Annotated in this window: 15 protein-coding genes; 4 read left to right on the top strand and 11 right to left on the bottom strand. The window is 67.9% G+C overall.

Features of this window, described 5'->3' with window-relative positions; genetic code table 11:
* The 11 genes from ACQ754_RS14400 to ACQ754_RS14450 all read right to left on the bottom strand — a co-directional run.
* Nucleotides 1–320, bottom strand: a 320-nt coding sequence (locus tag ACQ754_RS14400) for a hypothetical protein (RefSeq protein WP_440997734.1), incomplete at its 3' end; no start/stop codon positions are given.
* Nucleotides 320–721 carry a protein TolR gene (gene tolR, locus ACQ754_RS14405; protein WP_440997735.1) on the bottom strand — a complete coding sequence of 134 codons (402 nt, stop codon included), beginning with the start codon at nt 719–721 and terminating at the stop codon, nt 320–322. The genes ACQ754_RS14400 and tolR, both read right to left, overlap by 1 nt.
* 57 nt (nt 722–778) lie before the next feature.
* A complete protein-coding gene (tolQ, locus tag ACQ754_RS14410; protein WP_440997736.1) occupies nt 779–1483 on the bottom strand; it encodes a protein TolQ in 705 nt (234 codons plus the stop codon).
* Between the two features lie 449 nt (nt 1484–1932).
* On the bottom strand, nt 1933–3276 hold the full coding sequence (locus ACQ754_RS14415) for a sigma 54-interacting transcriptional regulator (protein ID WP_440997737.1): 1344 nt from the start codon (nt 3274–3276) through the stop codon (nt 1933–1935).
* 6 nt (nt 3277–3282) lie between these two features.
* Complete coding sequence (locus tag ACQ754_RS14420; protein ID WP_440997738.1) at nt 3283–3822, bottom strand: hypothetical protein; 540 nt, start codon at nt 3820–3822, stop codon at nt 3283–3285.
* Nucleotides 3806–5311, bottom strand: coding sequence for a HAMP domain-containing sensor histidine kinase (locus ACQ754_RS14425; RefSeq protein WP_440997739.1), 1506 nt, complete (start codon nt 5309–5311; stop codon nt 3806–3808). Before ACQ754_RS14425 ends, ACQ754_RS14420 begins: the two co-directional genes overlap by 17 nt.
* A gap of 2 nt (nt 5312–5313) precedes the next feature.
* Nucleotides 5314–6357, bottom strand: coding sequence for a Holliday junction branch migration DNA helicase RuvB (gene ruvB, locus ACQ754_RS14430; RefSeq protein ID WP_440997740.1), 1044 nt, complete (start codon nt 6355–6357; stop codon nt 5314–5316).
* A gap of 13 nt (nt 6358–6370) precedes the next feature.
* Nucleotides 6371–6970, bottom strand: a complete 600-nt coding sequence (ruvA, locus tag ACQ754_RS14435; protein WP_440997741.1) for a Holliday junction branch migration protein RuvA — start codon at nt 6968–6970, stop codon at nt 6371–6373.
* Nucleotides 6967–7467 carry a crossover junction endodeoxyribonuclease RuvC gene (gene ruvC, locus ACQ754_RS14440; RefSeq protein ID WP_440997742.1) on the bottom strand — a complete coding sequence of 167 codons (501 nt, stop codon included), beginning with the start codon at nt 7465–7467 and terminating at the stop codon, nt 6967–6969. The genes ruvA and ruvC overlap by 4 nt, the downstream gene beginning before the upstream one ends.
* Nucleotides 7468–7470: 3 nt before the next feature.
* Complete coding sequence (locus ACQ754_RS14445) at nt 7471–8214, bottom strand: YebC/PmpR family DNA-binding transcriptional regulator (protein ID WP_440997743.1); 744 nt, start codon at nt 8212–8214, stop codon at nt 7471–7473.
* A gap of 78 nt (nt 8215–8292) precedes the next feature.
* Nucleotides 8293–10014, bottom strand: a complete 1722-nt coding sequence (locus tag ACQ754_RS14450) for a long-chain-fatty-acid--CoA ligase (protein WP_440997744.1) — start codon at nt 10012–10014, stop codon at nt 8293–8295.
* Between the two features lie 145 nt (nt 10015–10159).
* Between ACQ754_RS14450 and pabB the strand changes: the two genes are divergently transcribed.
* From pabB to phbB, 4 genes are all read left to right on the top strand, one after another.
* Nucleotides 10160–11476 carry an aminodeoxychorismate synthase component I gene (gene pabB / locus ACQ754_RS14455; protein WP_440997745.1) on the top strand — a complete coding sequence of 439 codons (1317 nt, stop codon included), beginning with the start codon at nt 10160–10162 and terminating at the stop codon, nt 11474–11476.
* A 96-nt stretch (nt 11477–11572) separates the two neighbouring features.
* Nucleotides 11573–12751, top strand: a complete 1179-nt coding sequence (locus ACQ754_RS14460) for an acetyl-CoA C-acetyltransferase (protein ID WP_440997746.1) — start codon at nt 11573–11575, stop codon at nt 12749–12751.
* A gap of 57 nt (nt 12752–12808) precedes the next feature.
* Nucleotides 12809–13318 carry a polyhydroxyalkanoate synthesis repressor PhaR gene (gene phaR / locus ACQ754_RS14465; RefSeq protein WP_440997747.1) on the top strand — a complete coding sequence of 170 codons (510 nt, stop codon included), beginning with the start codon at nt 12809–12811 and terminating at the stop codon, nt 13316–13318.
* Between the two features lie 126 nt (nt 13319–13444).
* Nucleotides 13445–14191, top strand: coding sequence for an acetoacetyl-CoA reductase (phbB, locus tag ACQ754_RS14470; protein WP_440997748.1), 747 nt, complete (start codon nt 13445–13447; stop codon nt 14189–14191).
* Nucleotides 14192–14198: the final 7 nt, after the last annotated feature.

Consider the following 14198-nt stretch of genomic DNA (forward strand, 5'->3'; position numbering starts at 1 on the left):
TCCTCGAGCTCGCGCTGGCGTTCGGCCTCTTCCTGGCGCTGGCGTTCGAGCTCAGCGAGGCGTTCCTCCTCGGCCCGCCGCTCTTCGGCCAGGCGCTCCAGCTCGGCTTCCCGTTCCCGCTCGGCCTCCTGTTCCGCGCGTTCCAGCTCTTCCATGGCCTCCTCGACCCGCGTCTCGTCGACGGTGACCGCCTGGATACTCTCGGGGGCGGGCTCGCTGGAAGGGGGGGATCCCCCGGAGAAGCTAAGTCCCAGCGCCACGATCGCGAACACGTGGATGGCAACGGAGAGCAGAAGGTCCCGTGCGGGTCCCGCTCGCATCAGCCGGAGCCCTCCGGCGGCTGGGTCATGAGGCCCACCTGGGGGACGCCCGCGCGTTTGAGCCTCGCCATTACTTCGATGATGCGCCCATAGGCCACGCCCTGGTCGCCGCGCACCAGCACCGGGACGTCAGGGCGCTGACGCCGCACGGCGGTGATCGTGGCCACCATATCCTCTGCCCCGACGGGCTCCTCCGGGGTGTCGCCGAGGTTGAGATAGGTATTGCCCGCGCGGTCCACCTCCACGATCACCGGTTCTTGATCCTGCTGGGGCAGCGGCTCTGCGCTCTGTTGTGGCAGCTCGATTTCCACACCCTGATAGAGCAGTGGGGCGGTGACCATGAAGATCACCAGCAACACGAGCATGACGTCGATGTAGGGGACGACGTTGATCTCTGCCATCGGGCGGCGTCGCAGGCGGCGTCGGGCGGGGGGCAGGGAGGCGGCCACCGTTTTCCCCTATTCGCCGCTGCGGGCGAAACCCGCCGTCGGTTGGCTCTGGAGGTGACGCTGGAGGATGCTGGTGAACTCCTCCATGAAGATCTCGTAGCGGTTTAGCATGCGCTCGATCTGGCTGGAGAATCGGTTGTAGGCGACTACCGCGGGGATCGCGGCGAATAGCCCCAGGGCAGTCGCGATCAGTGCCTCGGCGATGCCGGGCGCTACCGTGGCCAGGGTGGCCTGCTGCATCTGCCCGAGCGCCATGAAGGCGTTCATGATGCCCCAGACGGTGCCGAACAGCCCGATGTAGGGACTGGTCGAGCCCACCGTCGCCAGGAACGGGACATAGGCCTCCAGGCCATCCGTCTCCCGGGACAGCGCTACACGCATTGCCCGATGTGCCGCCTCCACCGTGGGTTCACCGCCGGCGCCCTGCTTGCGCATGCGGGAGAACTCCCGGAAGCCGGCGCGGAAGATGCGTTCCATCCCGCCGGCCTCTTCGTGTGGGGTCTGCATCTCGGCGTAGATCTCGCCGAGGTTGCCGCCGGACCAGAAGCGGTCCTCGAATGCCTCGGCCCCGTCGGCCGCTTCCCGCAGCGCCCGGCGCTTGCGGAAAATCAGTGCCCAGGAGGCCACAGAGGCCGCGACCAGTATGAGCATCACCAGCTGTACCACCAGGCTGGCTTGAAGGATGAGATGGCTGAAGCTCATGTCCACCGACATCGGGCTCTCCGCTGATCGGGTTGGGGCCGGGGGATAGGCGGCACGGGCCGTATCTGTCGCCGGTGTACCCGGGATGGACAGGTATCGGCCCGCGGAATTCCGCCGGCGCACGTCTGTTCTGCCGTGATTGTCCCGCCCGGGGGATGGGCGTCAATGTAGTGATCCCCGGCAGGCGCGGCAAGAGGATCGTTGCCGCGCCGGGGATGCTGGATAAAAAGCACCTGCAGGCCGGAATGAGGGGGTGACGGGGCAAGAAAGGCCTGCAGGCGCGAAAACCGTCGACTTCCCGATTTGTTTTTAAGGCTACCAGCTTCCCCCGGAGAATGGCTTGGGTGGGGCTCTCGGGCCCGCCATGGGTGCGAGGTGGTGCGCGCTAAGATCATGAGCAGAGGGGATAAATTAGAATATGCCCAGTGCTGTCGTTCGCTGGCGACAGCATTCCGGCGCCCTTAGCGACCGGCCTTGAACATGCCCGGGTTGAGCTCATGGCGGTTGAGGAGTTTGTAGAACTCCGTGCGGTTGCGTCGGGCCAGGCGTGCCGCCTGGGTGACATTGCCCTGGGTGATCTGCAGGAGCTTGACCAGATAGTCGCGCTCGAAGTCCCGTCGCGCGTCGGCAAACGCGGGAAGGCCCGGGGTCTCGTCGTGTAGCGCCTTGCGGACAAGTTCGTCGGGGATAATGGATGCGGTGGAGAGGATGGCTACCTGCTCTATGGTGTTGTAGAGCTGGCGTACGTTGCCCGGCCAGGGGGCGCTGATCAGCCGCTCCAGGGTGTCGTCGGCGAACCCCCGCAGGTCCTTGCCATACTTTCCCGCGAGTCCGCGCAGGAAGTGATTGGCGAGCAGGGCAATATCCTCGCGGCGCTCCGCGAGGGGGGGCAATTGCAGCGAGACCACGTTGAGTCGGTAGTAGAGGTCCTCGCGGAAATCCCCCCGCTCCATGGCCGCCTCCAGGTCGCGGCGGGTGGCCGAGATGATGCGTACGTCCACGTCCACCGGTTCCCCGGCGCCCACCGGACGGATCCGCTGCTCCTGGAGCACGCGCAGCAGCCGTACCTGCAGGGCGGCTGGCATGTCGCCGATCTCGTCGAAGAACAGGGTGCCCCCCTCGGCCTCGCGAAACAGACCGCGGTTGGTGTCGTCCCCGCTGGTGCCGAAGAGCTCGGTCTCCAGGTGCTCCTGCGGTATCGCACCGCAGTTGATGGCGATGAATGGTCCCGACCTGCGGCCGCTGGCGTGGTGAATGGCACGGGCGAGCAGCTCCTTGCCTGTGCCGCTGTCCCCCTGGATCAGCACGCTCGCGTCGCTGGGTGCCACCAGCCGGGCCTTCTCCAGGATCTCCTCCATGGCCGGGCTACGGGTGACGATCTCGGAGCGCCAGGCCTGGCTGTCCGCTTCCTCGCCCGGGTCCGGCGGTATGACGCCGGATAGCCGCAGGGCGCTGTCCACCTGCTGGAGCAGATACGGTGCCTCGAAGGGTTTGGTGATGAAGCTGAATACCCCGCTCTTGGTGGCGCGCACCGCCTCGGGGATGGTGCCGTGGGCGGTCAGTATGATCACCGGCAGACTGGGCTGCTGCTCGTGCAGGCGCTGGAATAACGCCATCCCGTCCATGCCGTCCATGCGCAGGTCGGTGATCACCAGGTGGGGGCGGATGGCGGTGACGTTGGACAGCGCCTCTTCGCCACTCGCCGCGGTAGCCACCTCGTAGCCGCGCGAGCGCAGCCGGATCGAAAGCAGGCGCAGCACGCCGGGATCGTCGTCGACCACAAGGATGCGGTAGGTGTTGGTCATGATCGTTCAGGATCCGTTGCGCAGGCGTTCGCGTTCCTGGAGGTTCTCCTCGATGGCCTTGAGGCCGTCGAGCTTTTCACCCAACCGTTCGTTGTCTTCCCTCAGTTGCCTGGCCTCTTGGCGCAGGCCGGCGAGCTCGTCCTGTGCGTTCCGGTGCCCCGCCTGCAGGACGAGCGCCCGCTCGAGCAACGCGGCCAGGTCGACGGCGGGGGTTTCGGCGGCCGTGCCCGTTTCCAGGCAATCGCCGAGCACCGCTTCCCGCTCCGGCACGGAGTCGTCTGCAGGCAACCGTAGTAGCAGGGCGGCCGCACGCAGATCCTCCGCGTCGCAGACGTCGGGGCGTCCCGCGGACAGGGCCCGTTCCAGCCGGCGGCGAAGCTCATCCTCCGGGAGCCCGGCGCTACGCCGGTAGGCACCGAGGGCTCCCTCCACGGCGCTCCTCTGCGCCGGTTCTGGTTCCGGCTCCGGCGGTGGTGCGTGTTCCGGCAGCGCCTGGCAGCCGGCGAGGGCCAGTGCCGCGAGGGTAACGCTAATCTTCCGTTTCATCGGTCCCCGTCAATTCCGTACCGGATTGGCTGACGTCCCGCGGCAGCCAGACCCGGATGCAGGCCCCCCCCTCGGGTCCTGCCTGATTCGCCTCAATGCGTCCGCCATGAGCGGTCACATACTCCCGGGTGATGGACAGCCCGAGCCCGCTGCCCTTGACGTGGCCTTCCGGTTGATCGGCGCCTTGGTAGAAGGCCTCGAAGATCCGCTGGCGTTCCTCCGCCGGGATCCCGGGCCCCTGGTCGGCCACCTCGAGGGTTACTCCCTGTTCATCTTCGCCGATGGTAACCCGAAGGCAACCGCCGATGGGGGAGAATTTCACGGCATTGGAAATCAGGTTGTCGATGACCGTGCGCAGCTTCTCGGCCTCGCCGTGGATCCGGCCGGGGGCGAGCTGCGTGTCGAGCGCCAGCGAGCGCGCGCGAATCGCGGCCCGGTGGCGCTCCAGGACCTCCTCGGCGAGTGCCCCGAGGGAGATATCCGAGAGCGCCAGGCGCGGCAGCTGGAACTGGGTTCGGGCGAACTGGAGCAGGTCCTCGATCAGCGTCTGCAGACGTCGGCCGCTGTCATCGAGGATGGTGATGATCTCGCGCTGCTCGGCGTTCAGCGGCCCGGCGACCTCGTCGCCGAGGAGCTGGCCGGATTCGCGGATGGCGGTCAGTGGCGTCTTGAGCTCATGGGAGACGTGGCGCAAAAAGCGCGTCTTCTCATTCTCTAACTCGATGAGCCGCCGCCGCAGCCACTCCAGACGCTCACCCACCGCCTGAAGGTCCTGGGGGCCGGACACCGCGATGGGCTGGTCGAATCCGGTGGCCCCGAGCCGGCGGATCGCCCGGTCCACCTCGCGGATCGGCCGGGTGATCAGGGCAGCGAAGATGCCGGCGGATAGCAGGGTCAGCGGCAGCAGCGCCGCGCCCATCCAGAACAGCCAGCGCTGGGCGGTGGCACCGAGGGACTGCATCCGGGCCACCTCCTCGTCGATGACCTCGTTGCTGCGGGCGATCACCGCGTCGACGACGTCGCCCATGGCCATAAACCGCTCGGCCACGGCCTCCTGGGTGAGAGCGGTCGCACCCTCGTCACCTTCCCCATCGGTGGTCTCGGCGATCCGTCTGCCGATGAGGGTGTCGAAGAGCTCCTGCTCCTCGCGGCCGAGGGTGGAGAGAAGCGCCCGCTGGGCGCTGGTGGCGGTGAAACGCTGCAGTTGCCGTAGATCCTCGCGGAACTGGTGATGGGCGTTGCGGTAGACCTCGAGCACCCCCTCGTCGTCGAGGACCAGGTACTGCCGTGCCGCACGCTCGAGGCCGGTGAGACCCTCGTCGAGGTTGCCGGACAGCTGAATGGCCCGGCCGGCATCGTAGACGGTGGTCTGAGCGCGCTCGGAGAGGCGGTCGACATAGACGCCGGCAAAGCCCAGGGCCACGAACAGGGGCACGATGACCACCCCGAAGCCGACCAGGATCAGGCTCAGCAGTGAGCGGGGACGCACGGTCAGGGCTCGTCGGTGAACAGGTCCCCGGGGATCTCGCCCCGCGGTGGAGGCGACAACCCGCAAAGCTGCCAGGCGCTGCGGGTGGCCATGCGTCCGCGGGGGGTGCGCTGGAGGTGGCCCTGCTGGATGAGGTAGGGCTCGATGACGTCCTCGATGGTGCCGCGCTCCTCGCCGATTGCTGCGGCCAGGTTGTCCACGCCCACCGGTCCGCCGTCGAATTTCTCGATGATCGCGCTGAGCAGGCGCCGGTCCTGGACGTCGAAGCCGTTGGTGTCCACCTCGAGGAGATCCATCGCCGCCCGGGCGATATCCGCGGAGACGCGGCCGTCGCCGCGTACCTCGGCGTAGTCGCGCACGCGGCGTAGCAGTCGGTTGGCGATGCGCGGCGTGCCTCGGGAGCGGCGCGCGATCTCCTCGGCGCCGCCGGCGTCCATCGCCAGGGCCAGCAATGCCGCCGAGCGGTGCACGATATCCGCCAAGTCCTCGACGCCGTAGTATTCCAGGCGCTGGACGATGCCGAAGCGGTCGCGCAGCGGTGAGGTCAGCAGGCCCGCTCGGGTGGTGGCGCCCACCAGGGTGAACGGTGGCAGGTCGAGCTTGATCGAGCGTGCCGCCGGTCCTTCCCCGATGAGGATGTCGATCTTGAAGTCCTCCATGGCCGGATAGAGGACCTCCTCCACCACGGGGGCGAGGCGATGGATCTCATCGACGAAGAGCACATCCCGGGGTTCGAGGTTGGTGAGCAGCGCCGCCAGGTCACCGGGCTTGTCCAGTACCGGGCCCGAGGTCTGGCGCAGATTCACGCCCAGCTCATGGGCGATGATGTTCGCGAGCGTCGTCTTGCCGAGGCCCGGCGGGCCGAAGATCAGGGTGTGATCCAGGGCCTCGTCGCGGCCCCGGGCGGCGGAGATGAAGATCTCCATCTGCTCGCGCACCCGCGGTTGCCCGGCGTAGTCAATAAGTCGCCGCGGCCGGATCGCCCGGTCGACGGCTTCGTCTTCGGGCAGGGCGGCGGAGCTCACGACGCGGTCGGCCTCGATCATGGTCCCCTCCGATTCAGCGCACCGCGCGGCGCAGGGCGTCGCGGATCAGTTCCTCGCTGCTGCGGCCCTCGGTGTCGATCTGCTGCAGCAGTCGCTGTGCCTCGGCGGGCTTGTAGCCCAGCGCTACCAGGGCGCTCGCGGCCTCGTCGAGTGGCTCCTCCCCGTCGGGTGCGGCGGCCGTGGCACCGGCCGCCGGCGCTGGCGTCGCCAGGGTGTCCACCCGATCGGCCATCTCCATGACCAGCCGTTCGGCGGTCTTGCGTCCCACCCCCGGCAGACGGGTGAGGGTGGCGGTGTCCCGGGCCTCGACGCAGCGGGTGAATGCCTCCGCCGACATCCCCGAGAGCAGCGCCAACGCGAGTTTCGGTCCCACCCCGGAGACGCGGATGAGCGACCGGAACAGCCGGCGCTCCGACTCGCTGCGAAAGCCGAACAGCACCTGGGCGTCGTCGCGGACGGCGAGATGCGTGCGCAGCTCCACCTCGCCGCCGAGGGGCGGCAATTCGTAGAACACCGACATCGGGGCCTCGAGCTCGTAGCCCACACCCTGGACGTCCACCACCAGGGCGGGGGGGTGTTTTTCGACGAGGATGCCGCGCAGGCGTGCGATCATTGGAAGTACCCGGCGAGGCGGTCACGGTGGATGTGGCACAGGGCAACGCCGAGGGCATCCGAGGCATCCTCGCGCAGGCGCCCCCGCAGCCCCAGCAGCGTGCGCACCATATACTGTACCTGATCCTTGGCGGCGGCGCCGTTGCCCGTCACCGCCTGCTTGACCATGGAGGCGGTGTATTCCGCAAGCGGCAGGTTGCGGCCGACGCAGGCGCAGATCGCCGCCCCCCGGGCCTGGCCGAGCTTGAGTGCGGAGTCCGGGTTGCTGCGCACGAACACCTGTTCGATCGCGGTCTCGTCGGGTCGGTAATCATCCACCACCTCACCGAGTTGCTCGAAGATCGCCCGTAGGCGCTCCGGGAAGGAGCGCCCCTCGACACGGATCACCCCGCTGGCGATGTAGACGAGCTCGCGGCCGCGGGCGTCGACGATGCCGAAGCCGGTGATCCGGGAACCTGGGTCGATGCCGAGGACCCGTCGCGGGCCGGCGCCGGCCAACCCCTAGGCCTCTTCGTAGGCGGAGGCCTGGATATCCGCGTTGGTATAGACGTGCTGCACGTCGTCGAGATCCTCGAGACGCTCGATGAGCCGCAGTGTCTTCGCGCCGTCCTCGTCGCCCACGACGACGGTGGTCTCCGGGCGCATGGTCACCTCGGCGTCCGCGGGCTCCAGCGCCGCCTCCGTCAGGGCTTGCTTGACGGCATGGTAATCCCCCGGGGCGGTGAGTACCTCGATGGAGCCATCCTCGTTGGTGACGATGTCCTCGGCACCGGCCTCGAGGGCCACCTCCAGGATGCGTTCCTCGTCACTGCCCGGCGGGAACAGCAGCACCCCGCGCTGCGTGAACAGGAAGGCCACGCAGCCGTCAGTGCCCAGGTTACCGCCATGTTTGGAGAAGGCGTGGCGCACCTCGCTGACTGTGCGGTTGCGATTGTCGGTCATGCAGTCGACCATGATCGCCACGCCGCCGGGGCCATAGCCCTCGAAGCGCGGCTCCTCGTAGGTGGCGCCCTCGTCGGCGCCCGCCGCCTTCTTGATCGCCCGTTCGATGTTGTCCTTAGGCATGTTCACCGCCAGCGCCCGGTCGATGGCGAGGCGCAGCCGCGGGTTGGTCTCCGGGTCCGGGCCGCCCATGCGGGTGGCCACGTTGATCTCGCGGATGGCCTTGGTGAAGAGCTTGCCGCGCTTGGCGTCCTGGGCCTTCTTGCGGTGCTGGATGTTGGCCCACTTGCTGTGTCCTGCCATGATCCTCCTCGGGGCATGGGTGCTCTGCTACCGACATGCGCTAGGTTATCACGCTCCACCGCGGCAGCGCCCGGCCCCTCAGTCCGGGGGGGACGGCGCGCGGAGGTCCTTGCGCAGGATCTTGCCGACCGGCGACTTGGGCAGCTCGTCGCGAAAGATGATCCGCTCGGGCACCTTATACGCAGTGAGCTCGCGGCGGGCCCAGGCGACGATGTCCTCACTGCCGAGCTCCTGGTTGTGCGTCACCACGAAGGCGTGGACATGCTCGTTGGCGGTCTCGTCGCGCACCCCGACCACCGCCACCTCGTCGATATCCGGGTGCGAGGCGAGCACGTCCTCCACCTCGTTGGGATACACGTTGAAGCCGTTGACATCGATCATGTCCTTCTTGCGGTCGACGATGGTCAGGTAGCCGCGCTCGTCCATGCGCGCGACGTCGCCGGTGTGAAACCATCCCCCGCGCATGGCCTCGGCGGTCTCCTCCGGGCGCCGCCAGTAGCCGCGCATGACCTGCGGCCCCCGGACCAGCAGCTCACCCCGCTCCCCGGGCGGCACGTCGCGATCCTCTTCGTCGACGAGGCGGACCTCGGTGCCGGGGACCGGCACCCCGATGGTGCCGAGTCGGACCTCGCCCGCGGGGGGGTTGACGGCGACCACCGGGGAGGTTTCCGAGAGGCCGTAGCCCTCGCAGATGGTGCTCCCGACCACCTCCTGCCATTGCTGCGCGACGCTGACGTGCAGCGCCGTGCCGCCGGCAATGGCGAGGTCGATGGAACGCGGTGGGTTGTCTCGGAACCACGGCTCGCGCAACAACCCCTGGAACAGCGCGTTGACCGCAGAGAACTTGGTGATGCCGAACCGCTCGAAGGCCCGACGCAGGTTGGACGGCGGCCGCGGTGACGGGCAGAGGATGTTGCGGCAGCCCGTGGTGTAGAAGGTGAGCATGTTAAAGGTGAACGCAAAGATGTGGTATAGCGGCAGGGCCGTGAGCACCACGTCCTCCCGGGGCCGCAGTACCGGCCCGGCGATGGACAGTGTCTGGGACAGATTGGCGAGCAGGTTGGCATGGGTGAGCTCGGCGCCCTTGGCGAGCCCGGTGGTGCCGCCGGTGTACTGCAGCACGGCGGTGTCTTCGGGGGCAGGGCAGGGTAGCTCGTCGCGGAGCCGTCCCGCCCCGCGGGCGCCAGCCCTCAACGCCCTCGCCAGGGGCGTGACCCCGTCCGGGGGGCGGGGGATCTGGCGTCGGAGGTGTTTCTGCACGCCCTGGACCAGCTGTCGCTTCAGCCACGGAAAGAAGTCCGCGATGCTCACCGTGACCACCCGTTCCACGGTGGTGCCCGCCAGTGCCTCGGGGAGCTTGTCGGTGAACATGTCGATGATCACCAGCACCCGGGCATCGGCGTCGCGGAGCTGATGGTTCATTTCGCGCGCGGTATACAGCGGATTGACGTTCACCAGGATCGCGCCCGCCTTGAAGGTGCCGAAGGCGCACACCGGAAAAGCCATGCTGTTGGGGGTCTGCAGCGCCACCCGGTCACCGGGCGCGATGCCCGCGTGGTCGCGGAGCCATGCCCCGAAGGCGTCGGAGGCGCGCTCCACGTCATCGAAGCCCAAGTCGGCGTGGATTCCGTTATCCAGGCACAGGGTGAAGGCGGTGCGTCCGCTGTGCTCGCGGGCGGCCCGCCGGATCAGTGCCACGAGATCGGAGTCCGGCATGGGGGTGAACTCCGTGGCGACGCCGACGCCGTACTCCTTGAGCCAGGGGCGCTCGGCCGGGTCCAAGTCGTGTTGCTGCGACATCGGGCTCTCCCTCCTCCTCGCCGCGCGGTCCGCCCTGTTCCGACGAAGTATGCCATTGCAGCGGCGACCACCATGCGTGACCGTCGCGCCGTGCTGCGCTCCCGGTTATCCTCGTGCGGCATCTGCGTCAGGACCTTACGGGATCATGCACCATACGCTAGCGTATCCGGAACGGCCGGCAAACCTCTTCTCCGCGATGGCCGAGCGCTGGCCCGGGGCGGTATGGCTCGATAGCGGCGGCATCGAGGGCACCCGCTACGACATCATGACGGCGGCGCCGCGGGGGTGGCTGATGCTGCGCGGCGGACGTGCCGTCTGGGAGCCCTGTGATGGGGGTTGGGGCTGGGAGGCATCTGTGATGGAGGGGCTGCGCCGGGCCCTGGATCGTCGGCCGTCGGGGCCGCCACCGTTCTCCGGCGGGCTCATCGGCTTCTTCGGCTACGAGCTCGGCCGCCATCTCATGGGGTTGCCACCACGGGACACGACGGAACCCGATGCCGTGCTCGGGCGCTACGATTGGGCCCTGGTGCTCGACCACCACCACCGGCGGGCATGGTTGACGGGCGCGGCCGCGGACGTCGCGCTGGCCGCTGAGATCAGCGCCCTCGCAGGGAGCGAGCCACCAGTGCGGCATTGGCGGCTCGGGGCGGTGGACGTGGATCTGGACGACCGCGCCTACGCCGCGGCGTTCCGGCGGGTCATGGACTACCTTCATGCCGGCGACTGTTACCAGATCAACCTGGCGCGGCGCTTCAGTGCGGCGCTCGAGGGTGACCCCATCGGCCTATGGCTGGCACTGCGTGCCGCTAGCCCCGGCGGTTACGGGGCGTACCTCGATTTCCCGGGCATGGCGGTGCTCAGTGTCTCCCCGGAGCGCTTCCTCTGGCAGCGGGGCGGCGAGGTAAGCACCCGGCCCATTAAGGGGACCCGACCACGGGGGCATGATGCCGCCGCCGACGAGGTCATCGCCGAGGAGCTGGCCGCGGCACCCAAGGACCGTGCCGAAAACCTGATGATCGTGGATCTGCTGCGCAACGACCTCGGCCGTGTGTGCGCCACCGGTAGCGTCCGGGTGCCACGGTTGTTCGCGGTGGAGCGTTTTGCCACGGTGCAGCATCTGGTCAGCGAGGTCAGCGGACGACTGGCGCCGGGCCGGGATGCCGTCGACCTGCTCACCGCCTGCCTGCCCGGCGGTTCCATCACCGGGGCCCCGAAGCGCCGGGCCATGGAGATCATCGACGAGCTCGAGCCCTCGACGCGCGGGGTCTACTGTGGCGCCATCGGCTATCTGGGTGACGACGGCGCGATGGATACCAGCATCGCCATCCGCACTGCCGTCGCCCGGGGCGGGCGCGTCGAGTACCGGGCCGGCGGCGGTATCGTCGCCGATTCCCGGGAGTCTGCCGAGCTCGCCGAGACCCTCGACAAGGCCACCGCCTTCCTGCGCCTGGCCGGGGCCTGAGTGCCACCGGTCGCGGCCGTTTTTGTGCGGGGCGGCAGAGCTCGGCCACGGCTGTTATGATCAAGCTGTCCGTATATCGTGGTCAGGGAGGTAAAAATGGAAGACGCAGTCATCGTGGCCGCTGGGCGCAGCGCCATCGGGACCTTTGGCGGCGCGCTTGGGCAGGTCTCGGCGGTGGACCTCGGGGCGCAGGTGCTCCGAGGCGTGCTCGAGCGGGCCGGCGTGGATGCCGAGCAGATCGACGAGGTGGTCCTCGGCCAGGTCCTGACCGCGGCCGCCGGGCAGAACCCCGCCCGGCAGACGGCGCTGAAGGGTGGGTTGCCGGTCTCGTGCCCGGCAATGACCATCAACAAGGTCTGCGGCAGCGGGCTCAAGGCCACCCACCTGGCCTCTCAGGCCATCCGCCTCGGTGACGCCCGTGCCATCCTTGCCGGCGGCCAGGAGAGTATGAGCACCGCGCCCCACGCGCTGCCGAAGTCCCGGAATGGTCAGCGCATGGGGGACTGGAAGCTCGAGGACACCATGATCAAGGACGGGCTCTGGGACGCCTTTAACCAGTACCACATGGGGGTGACCGCGGAGAATCTGGCCGAGAAGTACGGTATCAGCCGTGACGAGCAGGATGCGCTTTCGGCGCAGTCGCAACAACGTGCCGAGGCGGCGCAGAAGGCGGGGCGGTTCCGCGACGAGATCATCCCCATCGAGATCCCCCAGCGCAAGGGCGATCCCGTCCGCTTCGAGGAGGACGAGTTCCCCAAGCACGGCACCACCGCCGAGGGCCTCGGCAAGCTCAAGCCGGCGTTCAAGGGCGAGGGCAGTGTTACGGCGGGCAACGCCTCCGGGATCAACGATGGCGCGGCCATGGTGCTGATGATGTCGGAATCACGAGCCAGGGAGCTCGGCCTTGAGCCGCTGGCACGGGTCCGCGCCTACGCGAATGCGGGCGTCGACCCGGCGATCATGGGTTCCGGCCCGGTGCCGTCCACCCGTCGTTGCCTGGAGCGGGCGGGCTGGAGCGTCGCTGACCTCGACCTCGTAGAGGCCAACGAGGCCTTCGCCGCCCAGGCGCTGGCGGTGGGTCGCGAGCTCGAGTGGGACATGGACAAGGTCAACGTCAATGGCGGGGCCATCGCCCTGGGTCACCCCATCGGTGCCTCCGGGGCACGCATCCTGGTGACCCTGCTCCACGAGATGAAGCGTCGTGATGCGCACAAGGGCCTGGCGACGCTGTGCATCGGCGGCGGCCAGGGCGTGGCGCTCGCCGTCGAACGCTGAGAACCCCATGGCAGCGCCGCCTTCGGGCGGCGCTTCCGCAACCAGGCAAGAGGCCCCATGTCCGAGATTCGAGTAATCAAGAAGTATCCCAATCGCCGGCTCTACGATACGGCGATCAGCAGCTACATCACCCTCGCCGACGTCAAACGCCTGGTGCTTGACGGGGTGGACTTCGAGGTGGTGGATGCCAAGACCAAGAACGATCTTACCCGCAGCATCCTGTTGCAGATCATCAGCGAGGAGGAGGAGGGGGGCGAGCCCATCTTCTCCAGTGACCTGCTGGCCCAGATCATTCGGTCCTACGGCGGCAACATGCAGAACATGCTCACCAGCTACCTGGAGAAGAGCATGGAGATGTGGGAGGAGCAGCAGCGATTGTTCCACGAGCGTACCCGTACGCTGATGGGGGGAGACCCCATGGACATGCTCACCCAGATCGCCGAGCGCAACCTGGCCATGTGGCAGGCGATGAGCGGCGTGGGGGAGGGCAAGTCCCGCGGTGGCGGCCGTGATCGCGAGGGTGACGATAACGATGGGGGTGGTGACGGCGGTAAGAAGGGTCGGTAAGCCGTCGATCAGTGGTTGACACCCGCCGGGGCGCCATCTAGGCTCAATGTCGCAATTGTGCGGCGCACAAAGAGGTTCCTTTTGCGCCGCAATACTTATCCCAAGCGCATCGAGGGGTGACGCGGCATGAGCGAACGTCTGGCACTGGTTACCGGCGGCAATGGTGGTATCGGAACAGAGATCTGCAAGGCCCTGGCCGGCAAGGGGCTGCGGGTGGTTACCACCTGTGTCGATCCCGAGCGGGAGAATATCCGCGAATGGCAGGCGCAGCTCCGTGAGGAGGGCATCGAGGTCAACTGGGTTGCCTGCAACGTGGCCGACTACGAGGCCTGTGTGGAAATGGCCAACCACGTGGAGCAGGAGTTCGGGGCGGTCGATGTCCTGGTCAATGCTGCGGGGATCACCCGGGATGCCTTCCTGCACAAGATGGATCCCGACAACTGGCAGGCGGTGCTGTCGGTGGATCTCAACAGCGTCTTCCATGTTACCCGCCAGTTCGTTGGTCCCATGCGGGATCGCGGCTACGGCCGGATCGTGAATATCTCTTCGGTGAACGGTCAGTCAGGCCAGTTCGGGCAGACCAACTACTCCGCCGCCAAGGCCGGCATCCACGGCTTCACTATGGCGCTGGCGAAGGAGAGCGCCGGCAAGGGCATCTCGGTGAATACCGTCTCCCCGGGCTACGTGCGTACCTCCATGACCGACGCGATTCCGGAAAAGGTGCGCGAAGCCATTATCAGCCAGATCCCCGCGGGGCGGATGGCCGAGGCCGAGGAGATCGCACGCGTCGTGGCCTTCCTCGCCGAGGAGGAGACCGGCTACATCAACGGCGCAAACATCCCGGTCAACGGCGCCCTGTTCTGCAGCTTCTGAGCCACGG

Source organism: Arhodomonas sp. SL1, assembly GCF_052060015.1.
Lineage (GTDB): Bacteria > Pseudomonadota > Gammaproteobacteria > Nitrococcales > Nitrococcaceae > Arhodomonas.

Bases quoted from the DNA above. Each gene is read 5' to 3' on its own strand.
- tolR (WP_440997735.1), bottom strand. From the start codon at position 721: ATGGCAGAGATCAACGTCGTCCCCTACATCGACGTCATGCTCGTGTTG.
- tolQ (WP_440997736.1), bottom strand. From the start codon at position 1,483: ATGTCGGTGGACATGAGCTTCAGCCATCTCATCCTTCAAGCCAGCCTG.
- ACQ754_RS14415 (WP_440997737.1), bottom strand. From the start codon at position 3,276: ATGACCAACACCTACCGCATCCTTGTGGTCGACGACGATCCCGGCGTG.
- ACQ754_RS14420 (WP_440997738.1), bottom strand. From the start codon at position 3,822: ATGAAACGGAAGATTAGCGTTACCCTCGCGGCACTGGCCCTCGCCGGC.
- ruvB (WP_440997740.1), bottom strand. From the start codon at position 6,357: ATGATCGAGGCCGACCGCGTCGTGAGCTCCGCCGCCCTGCCCGAAGAC.
- ruvA (WP_440997741.1), bottom strand. From the start codon at position 6,970: ATGATCGCACGCCTGCGCGGCATCCTCGTCGAAAAACACCCCCCCGCC.
- ACQ754_RS14445 (WP_440997743.1), bottom strand. From the start codon at position 8,214: ATGGCAGGACACAGCAAGTGGGCCAACATCCAGCACCGCAAGAAGGCC.
- ACQ754_RS14450 (WP_440997744.1), bottom strand. From the start codon at position 10,014: ATGTCGCAGCAACACGACTTGGACCCGGCCGAGCGCCCCTGGCTCAAG.
- pabB (WP_440997745.1), top strand. From the start codon at position 10,160: ATGCACCATACGCTAGCGTATCCGGAACGGCCGGCAAACCTCTTCTCC.
- ACQ754_RS14460 (WP_440997746.1), top strand. From the start codon at position 11,573: ATGGAAGACGCAGTCATCGTGGCCGCTGGGCGCAGCGCCATCGGGACC.
- phaR (WP_440997747.1), top strand. From the start codon at position 12,809: ATGTCCGAGATTCGAGTAATCAAGAAGTATCCCAATCGCCGGCTCTAC.
- phbB (WP_440997748.1), top strand. From the start codon at position 13,445: ATGAGCGAACGTCTGGCACTGGTTACCGGCGGCAATGGTGGTATCGGA.